Source organism: Sphingomicrobium lutaoense, from assembly GCF_014195685.1.
GTDB lineage: Bacteria > Pseudomonadota > Alphaproteobacteria > Sphingomonadales > Sphingomonadaceae > Sphingomicrobium > Sphingomicrobium lutaoense.
Genome location: NZ_JACICF010000002.1, coordinates 71,781 through 88,860, shown reverse-complemented (window position 1 = coordinate 88,860; position 17,080 = coordinate 71,781). Strand labels below are relative to the sequence as shown.

At 64.2% G+C, this 17,080-nt stretch carries 15 protein-coding genes; 7 read left to right on the top strand and 8 right to left on the bottom strand.

Annotation, left to right across the window (positions count from 1 at the left end):
• The first annotated feature begins 93 nt into the window (after positions 1-93).
• Genes FHS50_RS08555 through FHS50_RS08545 form a run of 3 tightly spaced genes read left to right on the top strand, consistent with a single transcriptional unit; the run spans position 94 to position 4,594 of the window.
• Positions 94-1,128 (top strand): quinone-dependent dihydroorotate dehydrogenase, encoded by a 1,035-nt coding sequence (locus FHS50_RS08555; RefSeq protein ID WP_183934036.1) that lies wholly within the window; start codon positions 94-96, stop codon positions 1,126-1,128.
• Positions 1,129-1,145: 17 nt separating this feature from the next.
• Positions 1,146-2,831, top strand: coding sequence for a gamma-glutamyltransferase (gene ggt / locus FHS50_RS08550; RefSeq protein WP_246333104.1), 1,686 nt, complete (start codon positions 1,146-1,148; stop codon positions 2,829-2,831).
• A complete protein-coding gene (locus FHS50_RS08545) occupies positions 2,828-4,594 on the top strand; it encodes an AMP-dependent synthetase/ligase (protein ID WP_183934034.1) in 1,767 nt (588 codons plus the stop codon). The genes ggt and FHS50_RS08545 overlap by 4 nt, the downstream gene beginning before the upstream one ends.
• Here the strand turns inward: FHS50_RS08545 and FHS50_RS08540 are convergent.
• From FHS50_RS08540 to FHS50_RS08505, 8 genes are all read right to left on the bottom strand, one after another.
• Positions 4,591-5,010 carry a hypothetical protein gene (locus FHS50_RS08540; RefSeq protein ID WP_183934033.1) on the bottom strand — a complete coding sequence of 140 codons (420 nt, stop codon included), beginning with the start codon at positions 5,008-5,010 and terminating at the stop codon, positions 4,591-4,593. The two genes, FHS50_RS08545 and FHS50_RS08540, sit on opposite strands and share 4 nt — an antisense overlap.
• Before the next feature lie 71 nt (positions 5,011-5,081).
• Positions 5,082-5,822 (bottom strand): hydroxyacylglutathione hydrolase, encoded by a 741-nt coding sequence (gene gloB, locus FHS50_RS08535; protein WP_183934032.1) that lies wholly within the window; start codon positions 5,820-5,822, stop codon positions 5,082-5,084.
• A complete protein-coding gene (locus tag FHS50_RS08530; protein WP_183934031.1) occupies positions 5,822-6,238 on the bottom strand; it encodes a VOC family protein in 417 nt (138 codons plus the stop codon). The genes gloB and FHS50_RS08530 overlap by 1 nt, the downstream gene beginning before the upstream one ends.
• Positions 6,235-6,954 carry a tetratricopeptide repeat protein gene (locus tag FHS50_RS08525; RefSeq protein WP_183934030.1) on the bottom strand — a complete coding sequence of 240 codons (720 nt, stop codon included), beginning with the start codon at positions 6,952-6,954 and terminating at the stop codon, positions 6,235-6,237. The genes FHS50_RS08530 and FHS50_RS08525 overlap by 4 nt, the downstream gene beginning before the upstream one ends.
• Complete coding sequence (locus tag FHS50_RS08520) at positions 6,951-7,688, bottom strand: alpha/beta fold hydrolase (RefSeq protein ID WP_183934029.1); 738 nt, start codon at positions 7,686-7,688, stop codon at positions 6,951-6,953. Before FHS50_RS08520 ends, FHS50_RS08525 begins: the two co-directional genes overlap by 4 nt.
• A gap of 50 nt (positions 7,689-7,738) precedes the next feature.
• Complete coding sequence (locus tag FHS50_RS08515; RefSeq protein ID WP_183934028.1) at positions 7,739-7,930, bottom strand: helix-turn-helix transcriptional regulator; 192 nt, start codon at positions 7,928-7,930, stop codon at positions 7,739-7,741.
• Positions 7,927-8,538 carry a hypothetical protein gene (locus tag FHS50_RS08510; RefSeq protein WP_183934027.1) on the bottom strand — a complete coding sequence of 204 codons (612 nt, stop codon included), beginning with the start codon at positions 8,536-8,538 and terminating at the stop codon, positions 7,927-7,929. Before FHS50_RS08510 ends, FHS50_RS08515 begins: the two co-directional genes overlap by 4 nt.
• 2 nt (positions 8,539-8,540) lie before the next feature.
• Complete coding sequence (locus tag FHS50_RS08505; protein WP_183934026.1) at positions 8,541-8,711, bottom strand: hypothetical protein; 171 nt, start codon at positions 8,709-8,711, stop codon at positions 8,541-8,543.
• Positions 8,712-8,850: 139 nt separating this feature from the next.
• Between FHS50_RS08505 and thrS the strand changes: the two genes are divergently transcribed.
• The 4 genes from thrS (at position 8,851) to FHS50_RS08485 (ending at position 17,077) form a co-directional block, all read left to right on the top strand.
• Positions 8,851-10,860 carry a threonine--tRNA ligase gene (gene thrS / locus FHS50_RS08500; RefSeq protein ID WP_183934025.1) on the top strand — a complete coding sequence of 670 codons (2,010 nt, stop codon included), beginning with the start codon at positions 8,851-8,853 and terminating at the stop codon, positions 10,858-10,860.
• Between the two features lie 112 nt (positions 10,861-10,972).
• Complete coding sequence (locus FHS50_RS08495) at positions 10,973-13,168, top strand: methyl-accepting chemotaxis protein (protein WP_183934024.1); 2,196 nt, start codon at positions 10,973-10,975, stop codon at positions 13,166-13,168.
• A 130-nt stretch (positions 13,169-13,298) separates the two neighbouring features.
• Positions 13,299-13,817, top strand: coding sequence for a translation initiation factor IF-3 (gene infC / locus FHS50_RS08490; protein ID WP_407696067.1), 519 nt, complete (start codon positions 13,299-13,301; stop codon positions 13,815-13,817).
• Between the two features lie 197 nt (positions 13,818-14,014).
• Positions 14,015-17,077: a TonB-dependent receptor gene (locus tag FHS50_RS08485; protein WP_221184912.1), complete on the top strand. Its 3,063-nt coding sequence runs from the start codon at positions 14,015-14,017 to the stop codon at positions 17,075-17,077.
• Positions 17,078-17,080 lie beyond the last annotated feature (3 nt).

The following is a 17,080-nucleotide window of genomic DNA, read 5'->3' as shown; positions in this document are numbered from 1 at the left end:
GCGACTCGCGCACGAATCGAGCGATTCCGGACCGCGATGTCCAATCTTTTTGGCATGAAGTGCGGGCAAAGGCGCGCTAGAGGGCATTTCGACATGATGTATGGACTTTTGAAACACGCGATCTTTCGCCTCGAACCCGAACAGGCGCACCGCGCCACCATCGGCGGCCTCAAGATGCTGCCCGACCGGCCGATTCCCAATTTCGACCACCGCCTCGCTCAGGATGTGGCGGGACTGCATTTCCCTTCGCCCGTCGGGCTGGCGGCGGGGTTCGACAAGGATGCCGAGGTCTTTTCGGCGATGCTCGGCTTCGGATTCGGGTTCGTCGAAGTGGGGACGCTCACGCCTCGCCCGCAGGCGGGGAACGAGCGGCCGCGCCTCTTTCGTCTCAACGAGGACCGGGCCATCATCAATCGCATGGGCTTCAACAACCAGGGACAGGATGCCGCTGCCGAGCGGCTTGCCGAGCGCAACCCCGAACGCGGCATCGTCGGCGTCAATATCGGCGCCAACAAGGATAGCGAGGACCGCATCGCCGACTATGCCCGGGGGGTCGAGCGGATGGGCGCGCTCGCCGACTATCTCACGGTCAATATTTCCAGCCCCAATACGCCGGGCCTTCGCCAGTTGCAGGACGAACAGTCGCTCAAGGATCTGTTGCAGGCGGTGGGCGACGCGCGCGGCGGGGAAGGACCGCCGATCTTCCTCAAGGTCGCGCCCGACCTCGAGGACGGCGATCCCGAACGCATCGCCCGGGTGGCGATCGACGAAGGGGTGGATGCGCTGATCGTGAGCAACACGACCATCGATAGGCCCGCTTCGTTGAAGTCGCCCAAACGCAAGGAGGGCGGCGGACTGTCGGGTCGCCCGCTCGGTAAGAAGGCGCTCGGAGCCTTGCGTGCCTTCCGGTCGGCGAGCGGGGGCGAGATCCCGCTGATCGCGGCCGGCGGGATCGAGAGCGGCGCCGATGCCGAAGCGCGCATCCGCGCCGGGGCCAGCCTCGTCCAGCTCTATTCGGCATTGGTCTATAACGGGCCGGGCCTCGCGATGCGGATCGCGGGGGACCTTGCCCAACGCATGGAAGAGGAGGGCGTGGACAGCATTGCCGACTGGGTCGGAACCGAGTAGCCCCAAGCGCCATGCATATGCGACTCCTGCCATTCGCGGCCCTGTTGCTGGCCTCCTGCGCCTCCACTCCTTCATCCCAACCGATCGCCCCCGCGGGCGCGGTCAGCAGCGCCGAACCCCGTGCGACTGCCGCGGGCGAAGCAATGCTTGCCCTGGGCGGCAGCGCCACCGATGCCGCGCTCGCGACGCTGGTCGCGCTCACCGTGGTCGAGCCGCAGTCGAGCGGCATCGGCGGCGGCGGCTTCATGCTGCGCAGCGATGCGGCGGGCAATGTGGTGAGCTATGACGGGCGCGAAACCGCGCCGATGGCGGCGAGCCCCGACTGGTTCCTCGACGAAGCGGGCGAACCCGTGCCCTTCGGCAGCGTGGTGCCGGGCGGAAGGAGCGTCGGCGTTCCCGGCAATGTCGCGATGATGAAGCGTGCGCACGATCGCCATGGCAAGCTGGCGTGGAAGCAATTGTTCACGCCCGCCATTGCACTGGCCCGCGACGGTTTCCCGATGACCGAGCGGCTGCGCCGCATGCTCGAGGCCAATCGCGATATCGCGGGGCTCAGCGAAACCGCACGCGCCATCTATTATGACGCCGGGGGCAATCCCCATCCCGAAGGCACGATCCTTCGCAATCCCGAACTGGCCGATTTTCTCGAGCGGCTGGCCGATGAGGGCCCGCAGGCCTTCTACCGAGGCGCCAATGCTTCGCGGATTGCCGAGACGGTGCGCGGCGCGCCGGTCGCGCCCGCGCCGATGCAGGTTTCGGATATTACCGCCTATGAGGCCAAGGAGCGGCCGCCCGTCTGCGCCGAATATCGCTCGCACCGCATCTGTTCGATGGGTCCGCCCTCGTCGGGGGCGACGACCATGTTGCAGATCCTCGGGCTGGTCGAACGGTTCGACCTGAGCGCGCTCGGCCCCGACCATCCGGTGAGCTGGCACCTCTTCGCCGAAGCCAGCCGCCTCGCCTATGCCGACCGCGGCCTTTATCTCGGCGATGGCGATTTCGTCGAAGTGCCGGTCGCGGGCCTCGTCGATCCTGCCTATCTGGCCGAGCGTTCCAAGCTGATTTCCGCCGAGCGGGTGATGGGCGAGGTCGAGGCAGGCACCCCGCCGGGCGCGCGGCGCCGCGCGGCGGGCGAGCAGCCCGAGGAGCAGGGCACCAGCCATTTTGCCGCGGTCGACGCCGAGGGCAATGTCGTGTCGCTCACCTCGACCATCGAAAGCGCCTTCGGTTCGGGGCTGATGGTCAATGGCTATTATCTCAATAACGAACTCACCGATTTCAGCTTCCGCCCGACCGGCGAGGATGGTTTGCCGGTCGCCAATGCGGTCGCGGGCGGGAAGCGTCCGCGCAGTTCGATGAGCCCGACGATCGTCTTCAATCCCGAGGGCGAAGCAATCCTCGCGGTCGGCGCGGCGGGGGGCAGCACGATCATCACCCAGACCGCCAAGAATGTGATCGCAGTGATCGACTGGGGCTTGAGCGCGCAGGACGCTATCGAGCTTCCCAACATCTATTCGCCCGCCGATACGCTCTATGTCGAGGAGGCGCCTGGCAGCGAGGCCTTGATGGCATCGCTGCGCGCGATGGGGCATAAGGACGTGCGTCCGATCGGGCCGCGCTTCAAGGCCAATGCCGTGCACCGGATCGATGGCCGCTGGGTTCCCGCGTTCGATCCGCGTTCGCAGAAGGATGTGTCACCATGAAGCGCCGCCAGCTCGAACATTTTCCCAATCTGGTGACCATGTTCTTCACCCGCGCGCGGGAGCGGGGGGACGCGCCCTTTCTCTGGGCCAAGAAGGACGGCGAATGGCAATCGGTGAGCTGGTCCGAAGCGGCGCGCCAGGTCGCCAGCCTTGCCCAGAGCCTGCGCGACATCGGTTGCGGGAAAGGCGACCGGGTGATGCTGGTAAGCGAGAACCGGCCCGAATGGCTGATCGCCGACCTCGCGATCATGGCGGCGGGCTGCGTCACCGTTCCCACCTACACCACCAACACCACGCGCGATCATCAGCATATCCTCGGCAATTCGGACGCCAAGGCGGTGATCGTCTCGACGCAGAAGCTGGCGCAGCCGCTCCTTCCCGCGGTGCTTTATGCGTCCGAATGCCATCACATCATCTCGATCGACGACATCATCACCGGCCAGTCGCCCGACATCGCCCGCTTCCACCATTGGGACGCCCTCGTCAGCGGCAAGCATGATGTCGAACAGTTCGAGCGCGAAGCCGAGAAGATCGGGCGTCGCGACCTTGCCTGCCTGATCTATACCTCGGGAACCGGCGGCGCGCCGCGCGGCGTGATGCAGCATCACGGCATGATCCTACACAATGTCGAAGGCTGCATCGACATCATCGCCAACGACTTCGGCTGGGATGAGGAAATCTTCCTGTCCTTCCTGCCCGCGAGCCACGCCTACGAGCATACCGGCGGGCAGCATTTCCCGGTCGGGCTGGGGGCGCAGATCTATTATGCGCAGAGCCTCGACAAGCTTGCGGCCAATATCGAGGAAGTCCGGCCGACACTGATGGTGGTGGTGCCGCGCCTGTTCGAGATGCTGCGCACCAAGATGCTCAAGGCCATCGAAAAGGAAGGCGGGCTGGCTGCCTATCTGCTCGACCGGGCGATCGAAATCGAGACGCGCCGCTACGAGGGGCGCTCGCGCCTGATCGACAAGCCGATGGACGCGCTTCTCTCTCTGACCTTGCGCAAGAAAGTGCAGGAAAAGTTCGGCGGGCGAATGAAGGCGCTCGTCTCGGGCGGGGCGCCGCTCAATCCCGAGGTCGGCCTCTTCTTCCAGGCAATGGGGCTCACCATGCTCCAAGGCTATGGCCAGACCGAGGCCGGACCGGTGATCAGCTGCAACCGGCCCAAGACAGGCATCCGCATGGAGACCGTCGGGCCACCGATGAAGAATACCGAGGTCCGCATTGCCACCGACGGCGAAATCTGCGTGCGCGGCGAACTGGTGATGGAAGGCTATTTCCGCAATGCGGACGATACGCGGCGGGTGCTTACCGACGATGGCTGGCTGTTGACGGGTGACGTCGGCCATCTCGACGAAAAGGGCCGTATCGTCATCACCGACCGCAAGAAGGACCTGATCGTGCTCGACAAGGGCGACAATGTCGCGCCCCAGCGGGTAGAAGGCATCCTCACGCTAAAGAATGAGATCGCGCAGGCGATGGTCTATGGCGACCGGCGGCCCTATCTGGTCGCGCTGCTCGTTCCCGATCCCGAGTTCGTGGCGAGCGTGAATGGCGATGAAAAGGCCGTGCAGAAGGGGCTTCGCGATGCGGTCGACCGGGTGAACCGCGACCTCAGCGTGATCGAGAAGGTGCGCCGCTTCATCGTCGCGGACGAAGCCTTCAGCGTCGAGAACGAGATGCTAACGCCCTCGATGAAGATCCGCCGCCACGTGATCGGCGCGGCCTATGGAGACCGGCTCGCCGCGCTTTACAAGCGTTAGCCGTCGTTGCCGCTCTTTTCCCAGGCGGTCCATTTGCCCAAAGCGCAGCTTCCGTAGAAACCGCCCGAAGTGGAATCGACCACGCGCACGATCTCGCCCGCGCACATCGAGCCATAGGTGCCTTCGGTGACGATGGTGGTATGCGGGCTGGCTGCGCGGGCACAGCCGCGATCGAGTTCCTGACGGTAATAGGTGCCGCCCTGCTGGATGAGCACGGTGCCATTGTCATAGAATTTGAGACTGCCCGAGGGACGCGAAGGCAGGCAGCTGCGCGAACCGGTGGGCGAATAGCCTGTCAAACGCTTTTCGACTTCGGCATCGGCGAGCCGGACCTTTTCGGAAGCCGCTTCGTCATAGCCGGCGGTGGTGCAGGCGGTCACGGCGAGAGCCGTCATGGCGAGGATCGGGAATTTCATCGCGGTTCTCCTTGCAAACTCACATTCAAGGCGGCGCGAGCCGAAATCCCCCTTTCGGCGGGCGTCACTCGTCAAAAGCGGTCTTTCGCGCTCCTGAGCTCGGCAAATGTACGCGAATCGGAGGCGCGAAGGAAGGGATTCGTAGCGATTTCCTGTTCCACCGTAGTGGGAACCGTGCGCTCATCCCGCGCGCGCATTGCCTCGGTCCGTTCGAGCCGCTCGGCGATCGCCGGGTCGCCCGGAAAGGCGTGCGCCGCGAACTTGCCGTTGGCGAGCGTATATTCATGCGCGCAGTAGAGTTTCATCGAACCCGGGAGGTCGCGGAAGCGCTGGAGCGATGCGTGCATCTGCTCCGCCGTTCCCTCGAACATCCGGCCGCACCCCATGGCGAAGACGGTGTCGCCGACGAAAGCCACATCGGCATCGCGGAAGAGATAGGCGATATGGCCGAGTGTGTGGCCCGGGATGTGCCAGATCTCGGCTTCCTCGCCTCCCAGCGTCATGCAGTCGCCTTCGTCCAGTGCATGGTCGATGCCCGGAATCTTTTCGGCTTCGGGAGCGGGGCCGTAGATGGTCGCGCCGGTGGCTTGCTTTACGCGCAGATTGCCGCCGACATGGTCTGGGTGCCAATGGGTGTTGAGGATATGGCTGATCGTCCATCCGAGCTGGTCGGCGGCGCTCAGGACAGCCTCACCGTCGCCCGGATCGACCACCGCGACGGCATCGCCGCTTTTCACCAGCCAGAGATAATTGTCGCTGAACGCCGGGACGCAAGCGATCTCGAATGGGCCGACCTGTTCGGGCGTGATCATTACCAGTTCCCTTCATTCCCCATCGAGGCCCAGGGTTCGGCGGGCGGCAGCGCTTCGCCGCGCTGCAGCAGCTCGATCGAGATGCCGTCGGGCGACTTGACGAAGGCAATGCGCCCGTCGCGGGGCGGGCGATTGATCGTCACGCCGGCATCGGCGAGCCGTTGGCAAAGATGATAGATCTCATCGGTGTGGAAGGCGAGATGGCCGAAGTTGCGCCCGTTCGAATAGGCCTCGGTCTCGTCCCAATTATGGGTCAGCTCGATCTCGGCATCCTCGCCGGGCAGCCCTATGAAGATCAGCGTAAACCGCCCCGCCTCCACGTCCTTGCGCCGCCGTTCCTCGAGGCCGAGCAGCTTGAAAAATGCGACCGTGCGCTCGGGATCGAGCACGCGCAGCACGGCATGGAGATATTTCACTGGGCCTCTTTCTTCTCGGGCGGGACATCGCCACCAACCGGCGGCTCGGACAGCTGTTCCAGCAGCATCCGGGCACTGGCTCCGGCAGGTCGGTCTCCGCCATGCCGCACCGCATCTTCAAGATAGGCGCGCATCGGGCCCTCCTCGCCTCGCGCTTCGGCAATGGCGGCGGCGCGCAGCAGCACCTCGGGTGCATCGGGCGCGAGGGCAAGCGCGCGGTCGATGTCCTCCTTGGCGCGCTCGAGATCGCCGGCATAGAGCGCGAGGCCCGAAGTAAAATACCAGACGAAGGGGTCCTCGGGGATGAGCGCCTGTGCCTCGGTCGCGAACCCTTCGGCCACCTTGGGTTCGAGCATCGCCACCGAGGCGCGGGCGCGGTCCATCAGGGCAAGCCCGCGCTGGACGGGGTCGAGCCGGTTCAGCGCCAGCGCCCGGTCGATCACGTTGGCGGCGGCTTCGGGACGGTCCGCCAGGAGCCACATGTTGCCCGCCGCCACGAGCGCACGCGCCGACTGGTCGAGATCATCGATTGCGGACAGCGAGGCTGCATCCTCGAAGGCGGCGGCACTATCGGCATGGCGCCCGTCGCGCTGCGCGGCGACCGCGCGGCACAGGAGAGTCTCGGCCGAACGGTCGGTTCCGCAATTGAGCAGTTCGCCCGGCACGGCGATCTGGGGGCTTTGCACGAGAAGCGTGGCGACAAGGATCGGGATCATCGGTTCACCAATTCGTGCAATTCGGTCAGGATCGCGGCTATCTGGCGCGGTTCGGACAGCCGGTGTCCGCCTCCCTTGATGAGTTTGAGCTGAACATCCTCGCTCGTAAGCTGGCGCATCGCGCGCAGCGCCACCGAGACCGGCACATCCTCGTCGCGGTCGCCATGAACGAAGCGGACCGGGCCGCGATAGCCGATCGGCTCTTCGAGGAGGCGCAAATCCTGGCCCGATTGCCAGAAACCGCGATGCGTGACGAAGGGCTCGCCGTCATAGGGGCTAGCCTCTTCCCATTTGCCGTCTTTCTCGATGGCCGCCTTCTGGTCGGCGGTAAAACCCCATTCGGTGAAATCGGGAGCGGCGGCGATGCCCAGCACGGCCTGGACGCGGTCGAGGCGGCGGATCGCGCCATGAAGCGCCAGCCAGCCCCCCATCGAGGAGCCGATGAGAATGAGCGGGCCTTCGCTACGGTCGATGAGGCTGAGCATTTCGTCGAGCCAGCGTGCGAGCGTTCCTTCGGCGAAATCGCCATCGGACAACCCCGTTCCCGAATAGTCGAAGCGGATGCAGCCGAGGCCTTGCTCGGCGGCAAAGGCGTCGATCGCGGTCGCCTTGCCCCCGTCCATGTCGGAAGCATAGCCCGGGAGGAAGAGGAGGGTGGGCGCCTTGCCGGAGCGGATCCGGCACGCCAAGCGACGTCCTTCGATTTCGTGATAGCTGAGGTCCAAGTCGGTCATGCGCTTCGCCTAGCAGGTCAGGCGATGCGCGTCAGCCGATCCCGTCGCGCTCATTCGCGAAGGAAGATTTCCTCGATCGTCATGCCGAAGACCTCGGCGATCTTGAAGGCCAGCGGAAGCGAAGGGTCATATTTGCCGGTCTCGATGGCATTGACGCTCTGGCGCGAGACCTCGAGCCTTTCGGCAAGGTCGCCCTGGCTCCAGTCGCGCTCGGCGCGCAGGACCTTGAGGCGGTTCTTCACGCGCAATCCCCGGTGGTGCCATAGCGGAAGTAATTGGCGATGGCGCCGACGCCCAGGCCGAAGAAGAAGGAAATCGGCCACCAATAGGCATCGAGATGGGGAACGAACTCGAAATTCTCGAGGAAGCCGTAGATCGAGGCGAGCGAGAAAGCGATCGCGGTGGCGATGAGCGTCTGGCGCACCATCAGCATCTTGAGAAATTCGTCCTTCAATTCGACAAGATAGCGCCCGATCGCCCAGAAATAGCCTGCCACCGCGATCCCGGGAACGAGTGCGAGGGCAAGAGTGAGCGGCGTCATCGCATCGCCATCTTCGATGATATGTTCGGCCAGGAAAAGCGATCCGAGATAGGCGAGGCTGACCACCGCCATGCGGGCAAGATAGGCGCGCTGGGCATTGCCGGCCTCGCCGCGGCTGGCGGCCCTTGCCATGGCGTTGCGCACCATGGGGACGAGAAGGAGGATGGGCACCAGCATGAGGGCGGTCGCATGAAGCCGGTTCTGGATATCGGCCATGTCGATGACGACGCCCATCGCGAGCATGGCGACGAGGAAGGCAATGAACCAGGGCCAGATACGGCCTGCAGGACGGGTTTCGCTGTTCGCCATCTTCAGCAACCCAGCGAGCATTTCTTGGCCGGGCGCAGCGTCGCGATCGCGGCAGCCATCAGCCCCATCGTAAGCGCGAAACTTTCACTGTCGTCCATGCCATTCTGCTTGGCGATGATCGCAGCAGCGAGGATGGCACTGGCCCATACCAGCGACTTGATCAAGTTCTGCATCAGTCAAACTCCCTTTCCATCGTGTAAAGGGTATTTGACACCTTTCGCCGCGGTTGTCAACTGTCCTTTACATTTGGACAAGCCTGCTTGAAATCGCTTTCGGTTGAATGGCTTGCCCGCCTGCCCTAGGGGACATGACATGTCCGAGATGATGAAGATTGCCCTGCCCGATGGCACGGTGAAGGAAATGCCCGAGGGGGCGACGCCCGCCGACGTGGCTGCGGCGATTGGACCGGGGCTTGCCAAGGCCGCGCTGGCAGCGCGGGTCGATGGCGAATTGCGCGATCTCAAGCGCCCGCTCGAAGGCGACGCCGAACTCTCGCTTGTCACCAGCCGCGACGAGGCCGACGCGCTCGAACTGGTGCGGCACGACTTTGCCCATGTGCTCGCCGAGGCGGTGCAGAATCTCTATCCCGGTACGCAGATCACCTTCGGCCCCGCGACCGACGACGGCTTCTATTATGATTTCGCGCCGGCCCCGGGACGCGGCATGTTCACCGAGGAGGATTTGCCCGCGATCGAAGAGGAGATGCGCCGCATCATCGCCGCCGACAAGCCGCTCGTCCGCGAAGTCTGGGACCGTGAGAAGGTCCGCCAGTTCTTCATCGACAATGGCGAGGCCTTCAAGGCCGAATGGGTGATGGAGCTTCCCGAGGACGAGCCCATCACCATGTACAAGACGGGCAGTGGCGAAGCCGACTGGATCGACCTGTGCCGCGGGCCGCACCTGCCTTCGACCGGCTATCTCGATCCCAAGGCCTTCAAGCTCACTCGCGTGTCGGGCGCTTATTGGCGCGGCGACCAGTCGAACCCGATGCTGAGCCGCATCTACGGGACCGCCTGGCTCAACCGCAAGCAGCTCAAGCAGCATCTGCTGCGCCTCGAGGAAGCCGCCAAGCGCGACCATCGCAAGCTGGGCCAGGAAATGGACCTCTTCCACTTGCAGGAAGAGGCACATGGCTCGGTCTTCTGGCATCCGCAGGGTTATCGCATCTGGCGCGAACTCGAAGCCTATATGCGCCGCGCGATCGACGGTGCGGGCTATCGCGAAATCAAGACGCCGCAGGTGATGGACGCGCGTCAGTGGGAAAAATCGGGCCACTGGGGCAAATATCGCGAGAATATGTTCGTGGTCCCCGACGAGGTCCCCAATGTCGAGGACGAGGGACCGGTCGTCTCGGGCGATGCCGACTGGATGGCGATCAAGCCGATGAACTGCCCCGCGCATGTGCTGGTCTTCAAGCAGGGAATCACGTCCTACCGCGACCTGCCGCTGCGGCTCTATGAAAATGGCTGCTGTCACCGCAACGAGCCGCATGGTGCGCTGCATGGTCTCATGCGCGTTCGCCAGTTCACGCAGGACGATGCGCATATCTTCTGCACCGAGGACCAGATCGTCGACGAGGTGAAGGCTTTCTGCGAGCTGGCCGACCGTATCTATCGCGACTTCGGCTTCACCTATTCGATCAAGCTCGCGCTCCGTCCCGAGCAGCGCTACGGCTCCGATGCCGACTGGGACAAGGCCGAAGAAGAATTGCGCAACGCAGTCATCGAGGCCGGGATGGCGACCGAGGAATATGGCTGGGAAGAGCTGCCGGGCGAAGGTGCTTTCTACGCGCCCAAGCTCGAATGGCATCTCACCGACGCCATCGGCCGAACCTGGCAGGTTGGCACCATCCAGTCCGACCGTGTGCTCCCCGAACGGCTCGATGCCACCTATGTCGGCGAGGATGGCGAAAAGCATCGCCCAGTGATGCTCCACCGCGCGATCTTCGGTTCCTACGAACGTTTCATCGGGATCCTGATCGAACATTATGCAGGCAAGATGCCGTTGTGGCTCGCTCCTACGCAGGCGGTGGTCGCGACCATCGTGTCGGATGCCGACGATTATGCGCGCGACGTGCTGGCGCGGCTGGAGGCCGAGGGCTTCCGCGCCGAAGCCGATCTTCGCAACGAGAAGATCAACTACAAGGTTCGCGAACATAGCCTCGCCAAGGTCCCGCTACTCCTCGTGGTCGGCAAGCGCGAGGCCGAGGAAGGCACCGTGGCGCTCCGCCGGCTGGGGTCGGACGAGCATCAGAAGATGATGGCGCTCGACGAGCTTGTCGCGCTGATGAAGCAAGAGGGTACGCCGCCCGACCGGCGTTAGCGTCGCTTTTCTTCGTCGACATGCATTAACGCTTTGTTTGCCATGTCCGGGTTAAGCCCAATTCAGGCAGGCCATGCGTCTGCCTGGGTTTCATGGCGCTCGGAGGCCAGCCTTGTCGATTATCAGGACCGCGTCTTCTCAGGTTTCGCTGACGATCAGCCGTGTGCGGAGGGGCGAATTCTCGCTGTCGCGCGCGGTGATCATCACCATTGCCATCATGTCGCTGGTGATTGCTGGCACCGCCATGTGGCAGCTTTCGGACGGACTGGACGAACGCCAGTCGGCGCGTGATCTGCGTGCAGTCGATGGTCTTACCGCCGAAATCGTCGAGGCGAGCCAGCATTGGGCGACTTCGGCAGGGCGCGTCCATGCCGCGCTCAATCGTCACGAGCCGATCAGCGCTGCCGAACGCGCCGCAATCCTTGCCGAGCGCGCCGCGGGCGATTCCGCGATCGACCGGGCGCTTGCCGACTATCGCTCCGCCGACATCAAGGCGCAGGCGCAATATCGCGACTATCTCGACGTCCGCGCCGAATTCGAAGCGCTTCGGATCGAGGCCGACGAAGCGCTCACCCGGCCCATTGCCGAGCGCGACAGTTCGCTCACCGCCCGCTATTATGGTCAGGCCCAGGCGCTCATCGAATCGGCGCAGGAAATCGGCTTGGTCGAGGCTGGAAGGCTCGCCACCCTGTCCGACATGGGCCATCTGATGCAGCTTCGCTCGCTCGCCTGGACGATGGGCCAGCAGGCCGCCGCCGAGCGCGCGATGGTCGCCCGGACGATTGCCGTGGGGGCGCCGCTATCGGCCAATGAACGCACCGCGCTTACCGAAAGCCGGGGGCGGTTGATGGCCGCTTGGGAAAGCGCTTCCGACATTGCCCGCCACTCGGTGCGCGATCCGCGCCTTTCCGACGCCATGGCCACCGCGCGAGACCGTTTCTTCGAGGAATATGAGCAGACCCGAACCGGCATCTTTGCCGCGAGCGATGCCGCCGAACCCTATCCGCTGGATAGCAACCGGTGGTTCGGCGAGAGCAGCGAAGCGATCCAGTCGCTTCTCGCGATCAGCGACGTGACGCGCGCGATGGCCGCCGAACGGGCGGAAATGGTCGCCGACGATGCCACCGCCGGACTGATGATCAATATCCTCGGGGTGTTCACCGCTTTCATGGCCTCGGTCCTGCTCATCTGGATCGTGCGCCGCGAGATTGCCGCTCCGCTCGACATGCTCGACGAAGCCACTCGCCGCTTTGCCGAGGGCGATCTCGATGCGCCCCTGCCGGTCGACAGCCGCTCGATCGAATTGCGCCAGATCGCCCGCACGCTCGCCAAGTTCAAATCGGCTGCCAAGGAGCGGGCAAGGCTCGAACGCGAAGCCGCCGAGGCTGCGCGCCAGCGCGCCGACGAGCGGCGCCTCCGTCTCGATGCCGAGGAAAAGGCGATTGCCGAGCGCGAAGCGCGGGCCCGCCAGCTGGCCGACACCAGCGCCCGCTTCACCGGCCAGATGCACGAAGCGGTGACCGCGCTTGCCACCGCTGCCGACGAATTGAACGCCACCGCCGACCTCATGCTCGAAAATCTTTCGAGCACGACCAGCGAACTGGGCGAAGTCGCCAAGGATACGCGCACCGCGTCGGGCCATATCCAGTCGGTGGCGGGCGCCGCCGAACAGATACGCATCGCGATCGGCGAAGTCGCGGCCCGGATCGAGGAACAGCGCGACAGCACCCATGCGGCTGCCGATCGTTCGGAAACCACCGCGCAGACGGTCAACCGCCTGTCAGGTTCGACCGAGGCGGTCGGCTCGATGGTCGGGATCATCGACGGCGTGGCCCAGAAGACCAATCTTCTCGCGCTCAACGCCACCATCGAGGCAGCCCGCGCAGGCGAAGCCGGGCGTGGGTTCGCGGTCGTTGCGGGCGAAGTTCAGCAATTATCCAACCAGACCGCCGACGCCACCGCCAAGGCAAGCCGCGAAGTGAGCGAAATGATCGCTGCCATCGAAAAGTCGACGAGCGGCTTTGCCGAGGTCAATCACGCCATCCAGGAAGTGAACCGCGCCGCCGCCGCCATCGCTGCCTCGGTGCAGCAGCAGAATGCCGCGACCGCCGATCTCTCGGTCAGCGTGGACAGCGCGGCGGGGCTTGCCGACCGGGTGGCCAACCGGGCGCGCGCGGTCGACGAAGGCGCGGTCTCGGCGATGGCCGCGGCGAGCCAGGTCAAGAATGCCTCGCTCGAGCTGGCGCAGCTTGCCGATGCGGTGCGCAGCGATGTCGAGGGCTTCCTCGCGACGCTCAACGCCGCATAACGGCGCAATATTCGGTCATTGTGGCTCGCCGCCCCTTTTCAAAAGGGGGTCAAATGCTTACCTCGGCATCACAGGAACAACGAATCCAAGAGGAGAATACGCTATACGACCGCCAATGAGGGGACGCCCCATGTCACCGCCGCCGATGTCCGGCCCGCGTTTTGACAAGTTCATCCAGTCGCCCAAGGTCCGGGTGATTGACGAAAATGGTGACAATCTGGGGGTCATGTATACGCGTGAGGCGATGGAGCAGGCCAACGAGATCGGCCTGAACCTCGTTGAGATTTCTCCCAACGCCGATCCGCCCGTCGCCAAATTCCTCGATATCGGGCGCCACAAATATGAGGCGCAGAAGAAGGCCAATGCCAAGCGCAAGGCCCAGAAGACGCAGGAGATCAAGGAGATCAAGATGCGTCCCAATATCGATGACCATGATTATCAGACCAAGATGAAGAAGGTCGTCCAGTTCATCGAACATGGCGACAAGGTGAAACTCACCATCCGCTTCCGTGGTCGTGAAATGGCGCACAACCAGCTGGGCATGGCCGTTCTCAACCGCGTCGAGGAAGACACGGTCGAGATCGCCAAGGTCGAGCAGCGCCCGCGCATGGAAGGCCGGCAGATGTTGATGGTGCTCGCTCCCAAATAAGCGTGCCGCCCCGGCAAATCGTTGCAGGACAGTGACGCCGCCCCTCTCGGGGCGGCGTTTTTGTTGCACTGCACGATGTTGCGAAATTGCCGCAGAATTACTGTCACGCATGTAAATTCGACGAAGGCTCGCTTCCCTTGCGCTTTGGGAGGGATTAGCAAGGAGGGATAACAGGGGAAAATTCAGGGGAGATTTTCATGATCCGCAAATCAGCTTGGATGCTTTCGGCGGGGCTCATGGCCCTTTCCACGCCTGCTCTGGCGCAGGAAACGGATACCGACGACGGGGGCGCGGAACCCACACAGGGCGCCACGGCCGAGGCAGCCGCTGTCGATGACAGTACTGCCGAAGTGGATCTTCGCGATCAGGATACCAGCGACATCGTGATCACCGCGACGCGCCGTAACGAGGCGCTGTCCGACGTTCCCCTGGCGGTTTCCGCGGTGACCGCCGAAACCCTGAAGAATTCCGGCGCCGACGATATCCGCGCCCTCACGCAGGTCAGTCCCTCGCTGCTCGTCTCCTCGACTTCTTCGGAAGCCTCGGGCGGCGTGGCGCGCATTCGCGGCGTCGGCACGGTCGGCGACAACCCGGGCCTCGAAAGCTCGGTCGCGGTGTTCATCGACGGCGTCTATCGCAGCCGTACGGGCGTGGGCCTTACCGAACTGGGCCAGATTGACCGCATCGAAGTGCTGCGCGGCCCGCAAGGCACGCTGTTCGGCAGGAACGCCTCGGCGGGCCTCATCTCGATCATCACCGCCAAGCCGCGTTTCGAGACCCAGGTCTCGGGTGCGCTCACTTTCGGCAATTATGACTATCGCCGCGCCGAGCTGTCGGCCACCGGCGGCCTCAGCGACACGATCGCGGCGCGTCTCGACGGCGTCTATGTCACGCGCGACGGCTTTCTCGAAGACGTGATCTCGGGCAGGTCGATCAACGATCGCGACCGCTATCTCGTGCGCGGGCAATTGCTGTTCGAACCGTCGAGCGACCTGTCGATCCGGCTGGTCGGTGATTATGCCAAGCGCGACGAGGAATGCTGCGGCGCGACCTATCTGCCGGCTGTCGATTATACCGCCGCAGGTGAAAGCCCGTCGAGCATCGCGGCGCTGCAGCGTGCGCTCGGCGCCTTCGTCAACGACGATACGTTCGACCGGCGCACCGCGATTACCCCGGGGCGCTCCTATCGCTCGGACGTCGAGGATTATGGCATCTCGGGCGAACTGGTCTATGATTTCGGCGGTGCCGAGCTGACCTCGATCAGCGCTTATCGCTTCAACGAATATATCCGCGGCCAGGATGCCCATTTCAACAATCTGGACATCCTCTATCGTCCGGATGACGGCTCGGGCTTTACCAGGTTCAAGACCTTCACCCAGGAACTGCGGCTTCAGGGCGAAGCGCTGAATGACCGGCTCGACTGGCTGGTCGGCGGCTATTTCGCCAAGGAAGATCTGACGCTCGCCGACAATCTCTCCTATGGCGACGATTATCTTCGCTATGCCAACTGCCTGCTGGCCGCGTCGGCTCTGCCCGCGGCGCTGGCGCCCAATCCCGATCCCAACTCGACATGCATCAATCCCGCCGTCATCGGCGGGGCGCAGGCCCAGCTGAATGCGGGCGTCGCCCAGCTGCAGGCGGGCATCGCGCAGATCCAGGCCGCGCTGGCCGATCCCAACACGCCGCCCGCGGCGATCCCGGGTCTCCAGGCCCAGCTCGCGGCGCTGGTCGCGCAGCTTCAGGCGATCGCTCCCACCGCGGCGCTGGTCAATGCGCTCAATGCCGATCCGACCAACCCCGGCTTCGGTTCGACCGCGGCGGTTCTCGGCTTCGGGTCGATCGATCCCTTCTCGGGGGTCTTCACCCGCGACCGCTACGAGCAGTCGAGCACCAACTTCGCGATCTTCACGCACAATATCTTCGCGCTGACCGATCGCCTCGATCTCACTCTCGGGCTTCGCTACACCAATGAAAGCAAGAAGCTGGCGGTCGATCTCAACGACAACAATACCTTCTGCTCGGCGATCAGCCAGTCGCCGCTGGCGGGCCTGCAGACCCTTCCCTGCGTCATTCCCGCGGCGCCCGGTGGCAACCTTACGGGCAATATCAAGCGCAACGAGGATGAATTCTCGGGGACCGCGGTACTCAGCTACAAGCTGACCGACGATGTGCTGACCTATGCCAGCTATTCGCGCGGCTACAAGGCGGGCGGTTTCAACCTCGACCGTACGCCGCTCGAACGCTTTGGCGGTACCGGCGCGATCGTGCCGGGTGCGACGCTCGATCCGCTCGAATTCGACAGCGAGACCAACGATGCGTTCGAGCTGGGGCTGAAATACAATGGCCGCGGGCTCGACATCAACATCGCTGCCTTCCAGCAGAATTTCTCGGCCTTCCAGCTCAACCAGTTCAACGGGCTGGCCTTCGAGGTCGAGAATATCAATGGCTGCGACAATATCGACGATCCCAATGGCGACAGCGACAATGACCCGACCACGGGCACCTGTCTCGGAGACACCGAAGCGGGCGTTCGTAGCCGTGGTGTCGAATTCGAGGTCTTCTCGCGGCCGATCGACAATGTGACGCTCAATTTCGGCGGCACCTATGTCGATACTAAATATAAGGATGACCTCGTCGGTGCCGACGGCGGTCCGATCAGCCCGAGCCTGTTCCAGCTGCCGGGTCGCCGGATCTCAAACTCGAACCAGTTCACGCTGACCGGTTCGTTCGCATGGACCCCGCCGATCGGCGACTCGGGCCTTACCGGCCTTGTCTATGTCGATGGCCGTCACATGAGCCAGTTCAACACCGGTTCGGACCTCGACATCGAGAAGCTGCAGCCTGCCTTCCAGGTCTTCAATGGCCGTGTCGGCCTGCGCGGACCCGATGATGCCTGGGCGGTCGAACTGTGGGCCCAGAACATCTTCGACGAAGACTATATCCAGGTCGGCTTCGATGCCCCGCTTCAAGGCGGCGGTTCGCGGCGCGGCGTGGATGCGGGCTTCGATACCGCGGCGACACGCCTCTACGGCGCCTTCCTCGGCGAACCGCGTACCTATGGCATCACTCTGCGTGGCAAGCTGACCCCTGCCGCGCGCCGGATGCCCGAGGTCGCACCGCCGCCTCCGCCGCCCCCGCCGCCGCCTCCGGCGACGCAGACCTGCCCGGACGGATCGGTGATCCTGGCGAGCGAAATGTGCCCGCCGCCGCCGCCTCCGCCGCCTCCGCCGCCGCCTCCGGTGGTCGAAGAACGGGGCTAGTTC

Excerpts from the sequence above, each read along its gene's own strand:
- FHS50_RS08520 (WP_183934029.1), bottom strand. The coding sequence starts at position 7,688 with ATGACCGACTTGGACCTCAGCTATCACGAAATCGAAGGACGTCGCTTG.
- thrS (WP_183934025.1), top strand. The coding sequence starts at position 8,851 with ATGTCCGAGATGATGAAGATTGCCCTGCCCGATGGCACGGTGAAGGAA.
- FHS50_RS08510 (WP_183934027.1), bottom strand. The coding sequence starts at position 8,538 with ATGGCGAACAGCGAAACCCGTCCTGCAGGCCGTATCTGGCCCTGGTTC.
- FHS50_RS08525 (WP_183934030.1), bottom strand. The coding sequence starts at position 6,954 with ATGATCCCGATCCTTGTCGCCACGCTTCTCGTGCAAAGCCCCCAGATC.
- ggt (WP_246333104.1), top strand. The coding sequence starts at position 1,146 with ATGCGACTCCTGCCATTCGCGGCCCTGTTGCTGGCCTCCTGCGCCTCC.
- FHS50_RS08505 (WP_183934026.1), bottom strand. The coding sequence starts at position 8,711 with ATGCAGAACTTGATCAAGTCGCTGGTATGGGCCAGTGCCATCCTCGCT.
- FHS50_RS08545 (WP_183934034.1), top strand. The coding sequence starts at position 2,828 with ATGAAGCGCCGCCAGCTCGAACATTTTCCCAATCTGGTGACCATGTTC.
- FHS50_RS08555 (WP_183934036.1), top strand. The coding sequence starts at position 94 with ATGATGTATGGACTTTTGAAACACGCGATCTTTCGCCTCGAACCCGAA.
- gloB (WP_183934032.1), bottom strand. The coding sequence starts at position 5,822 with ATGATCACGCCCGAACAGGTCGGCCCATTCGAGATCGCTTGCGTCCCG.
- FHS50_RS08485 (WP_221184912.1), top strand. The coding sequence starts at position 14,015 with ATGATCCGCAAATCAGCTTGGATGCTTTCGGCGGGGCTCATGGCCCTT.
- infC (WP_407696067.1), top strand. The coding sequence starts at position 13,299 with ATGTCACCGCCGCCGATGTCCGGCCCGCGTTTTGACAAGTTCATCCAG.
- FHS50_RS08540 (WP_183934033.1), bottom strand. The coding sequence starts at position 5,010 with ATGAAATTCCCGATCCTCGCCATGACGGCTCTCGCCGTGACCGCCTGC.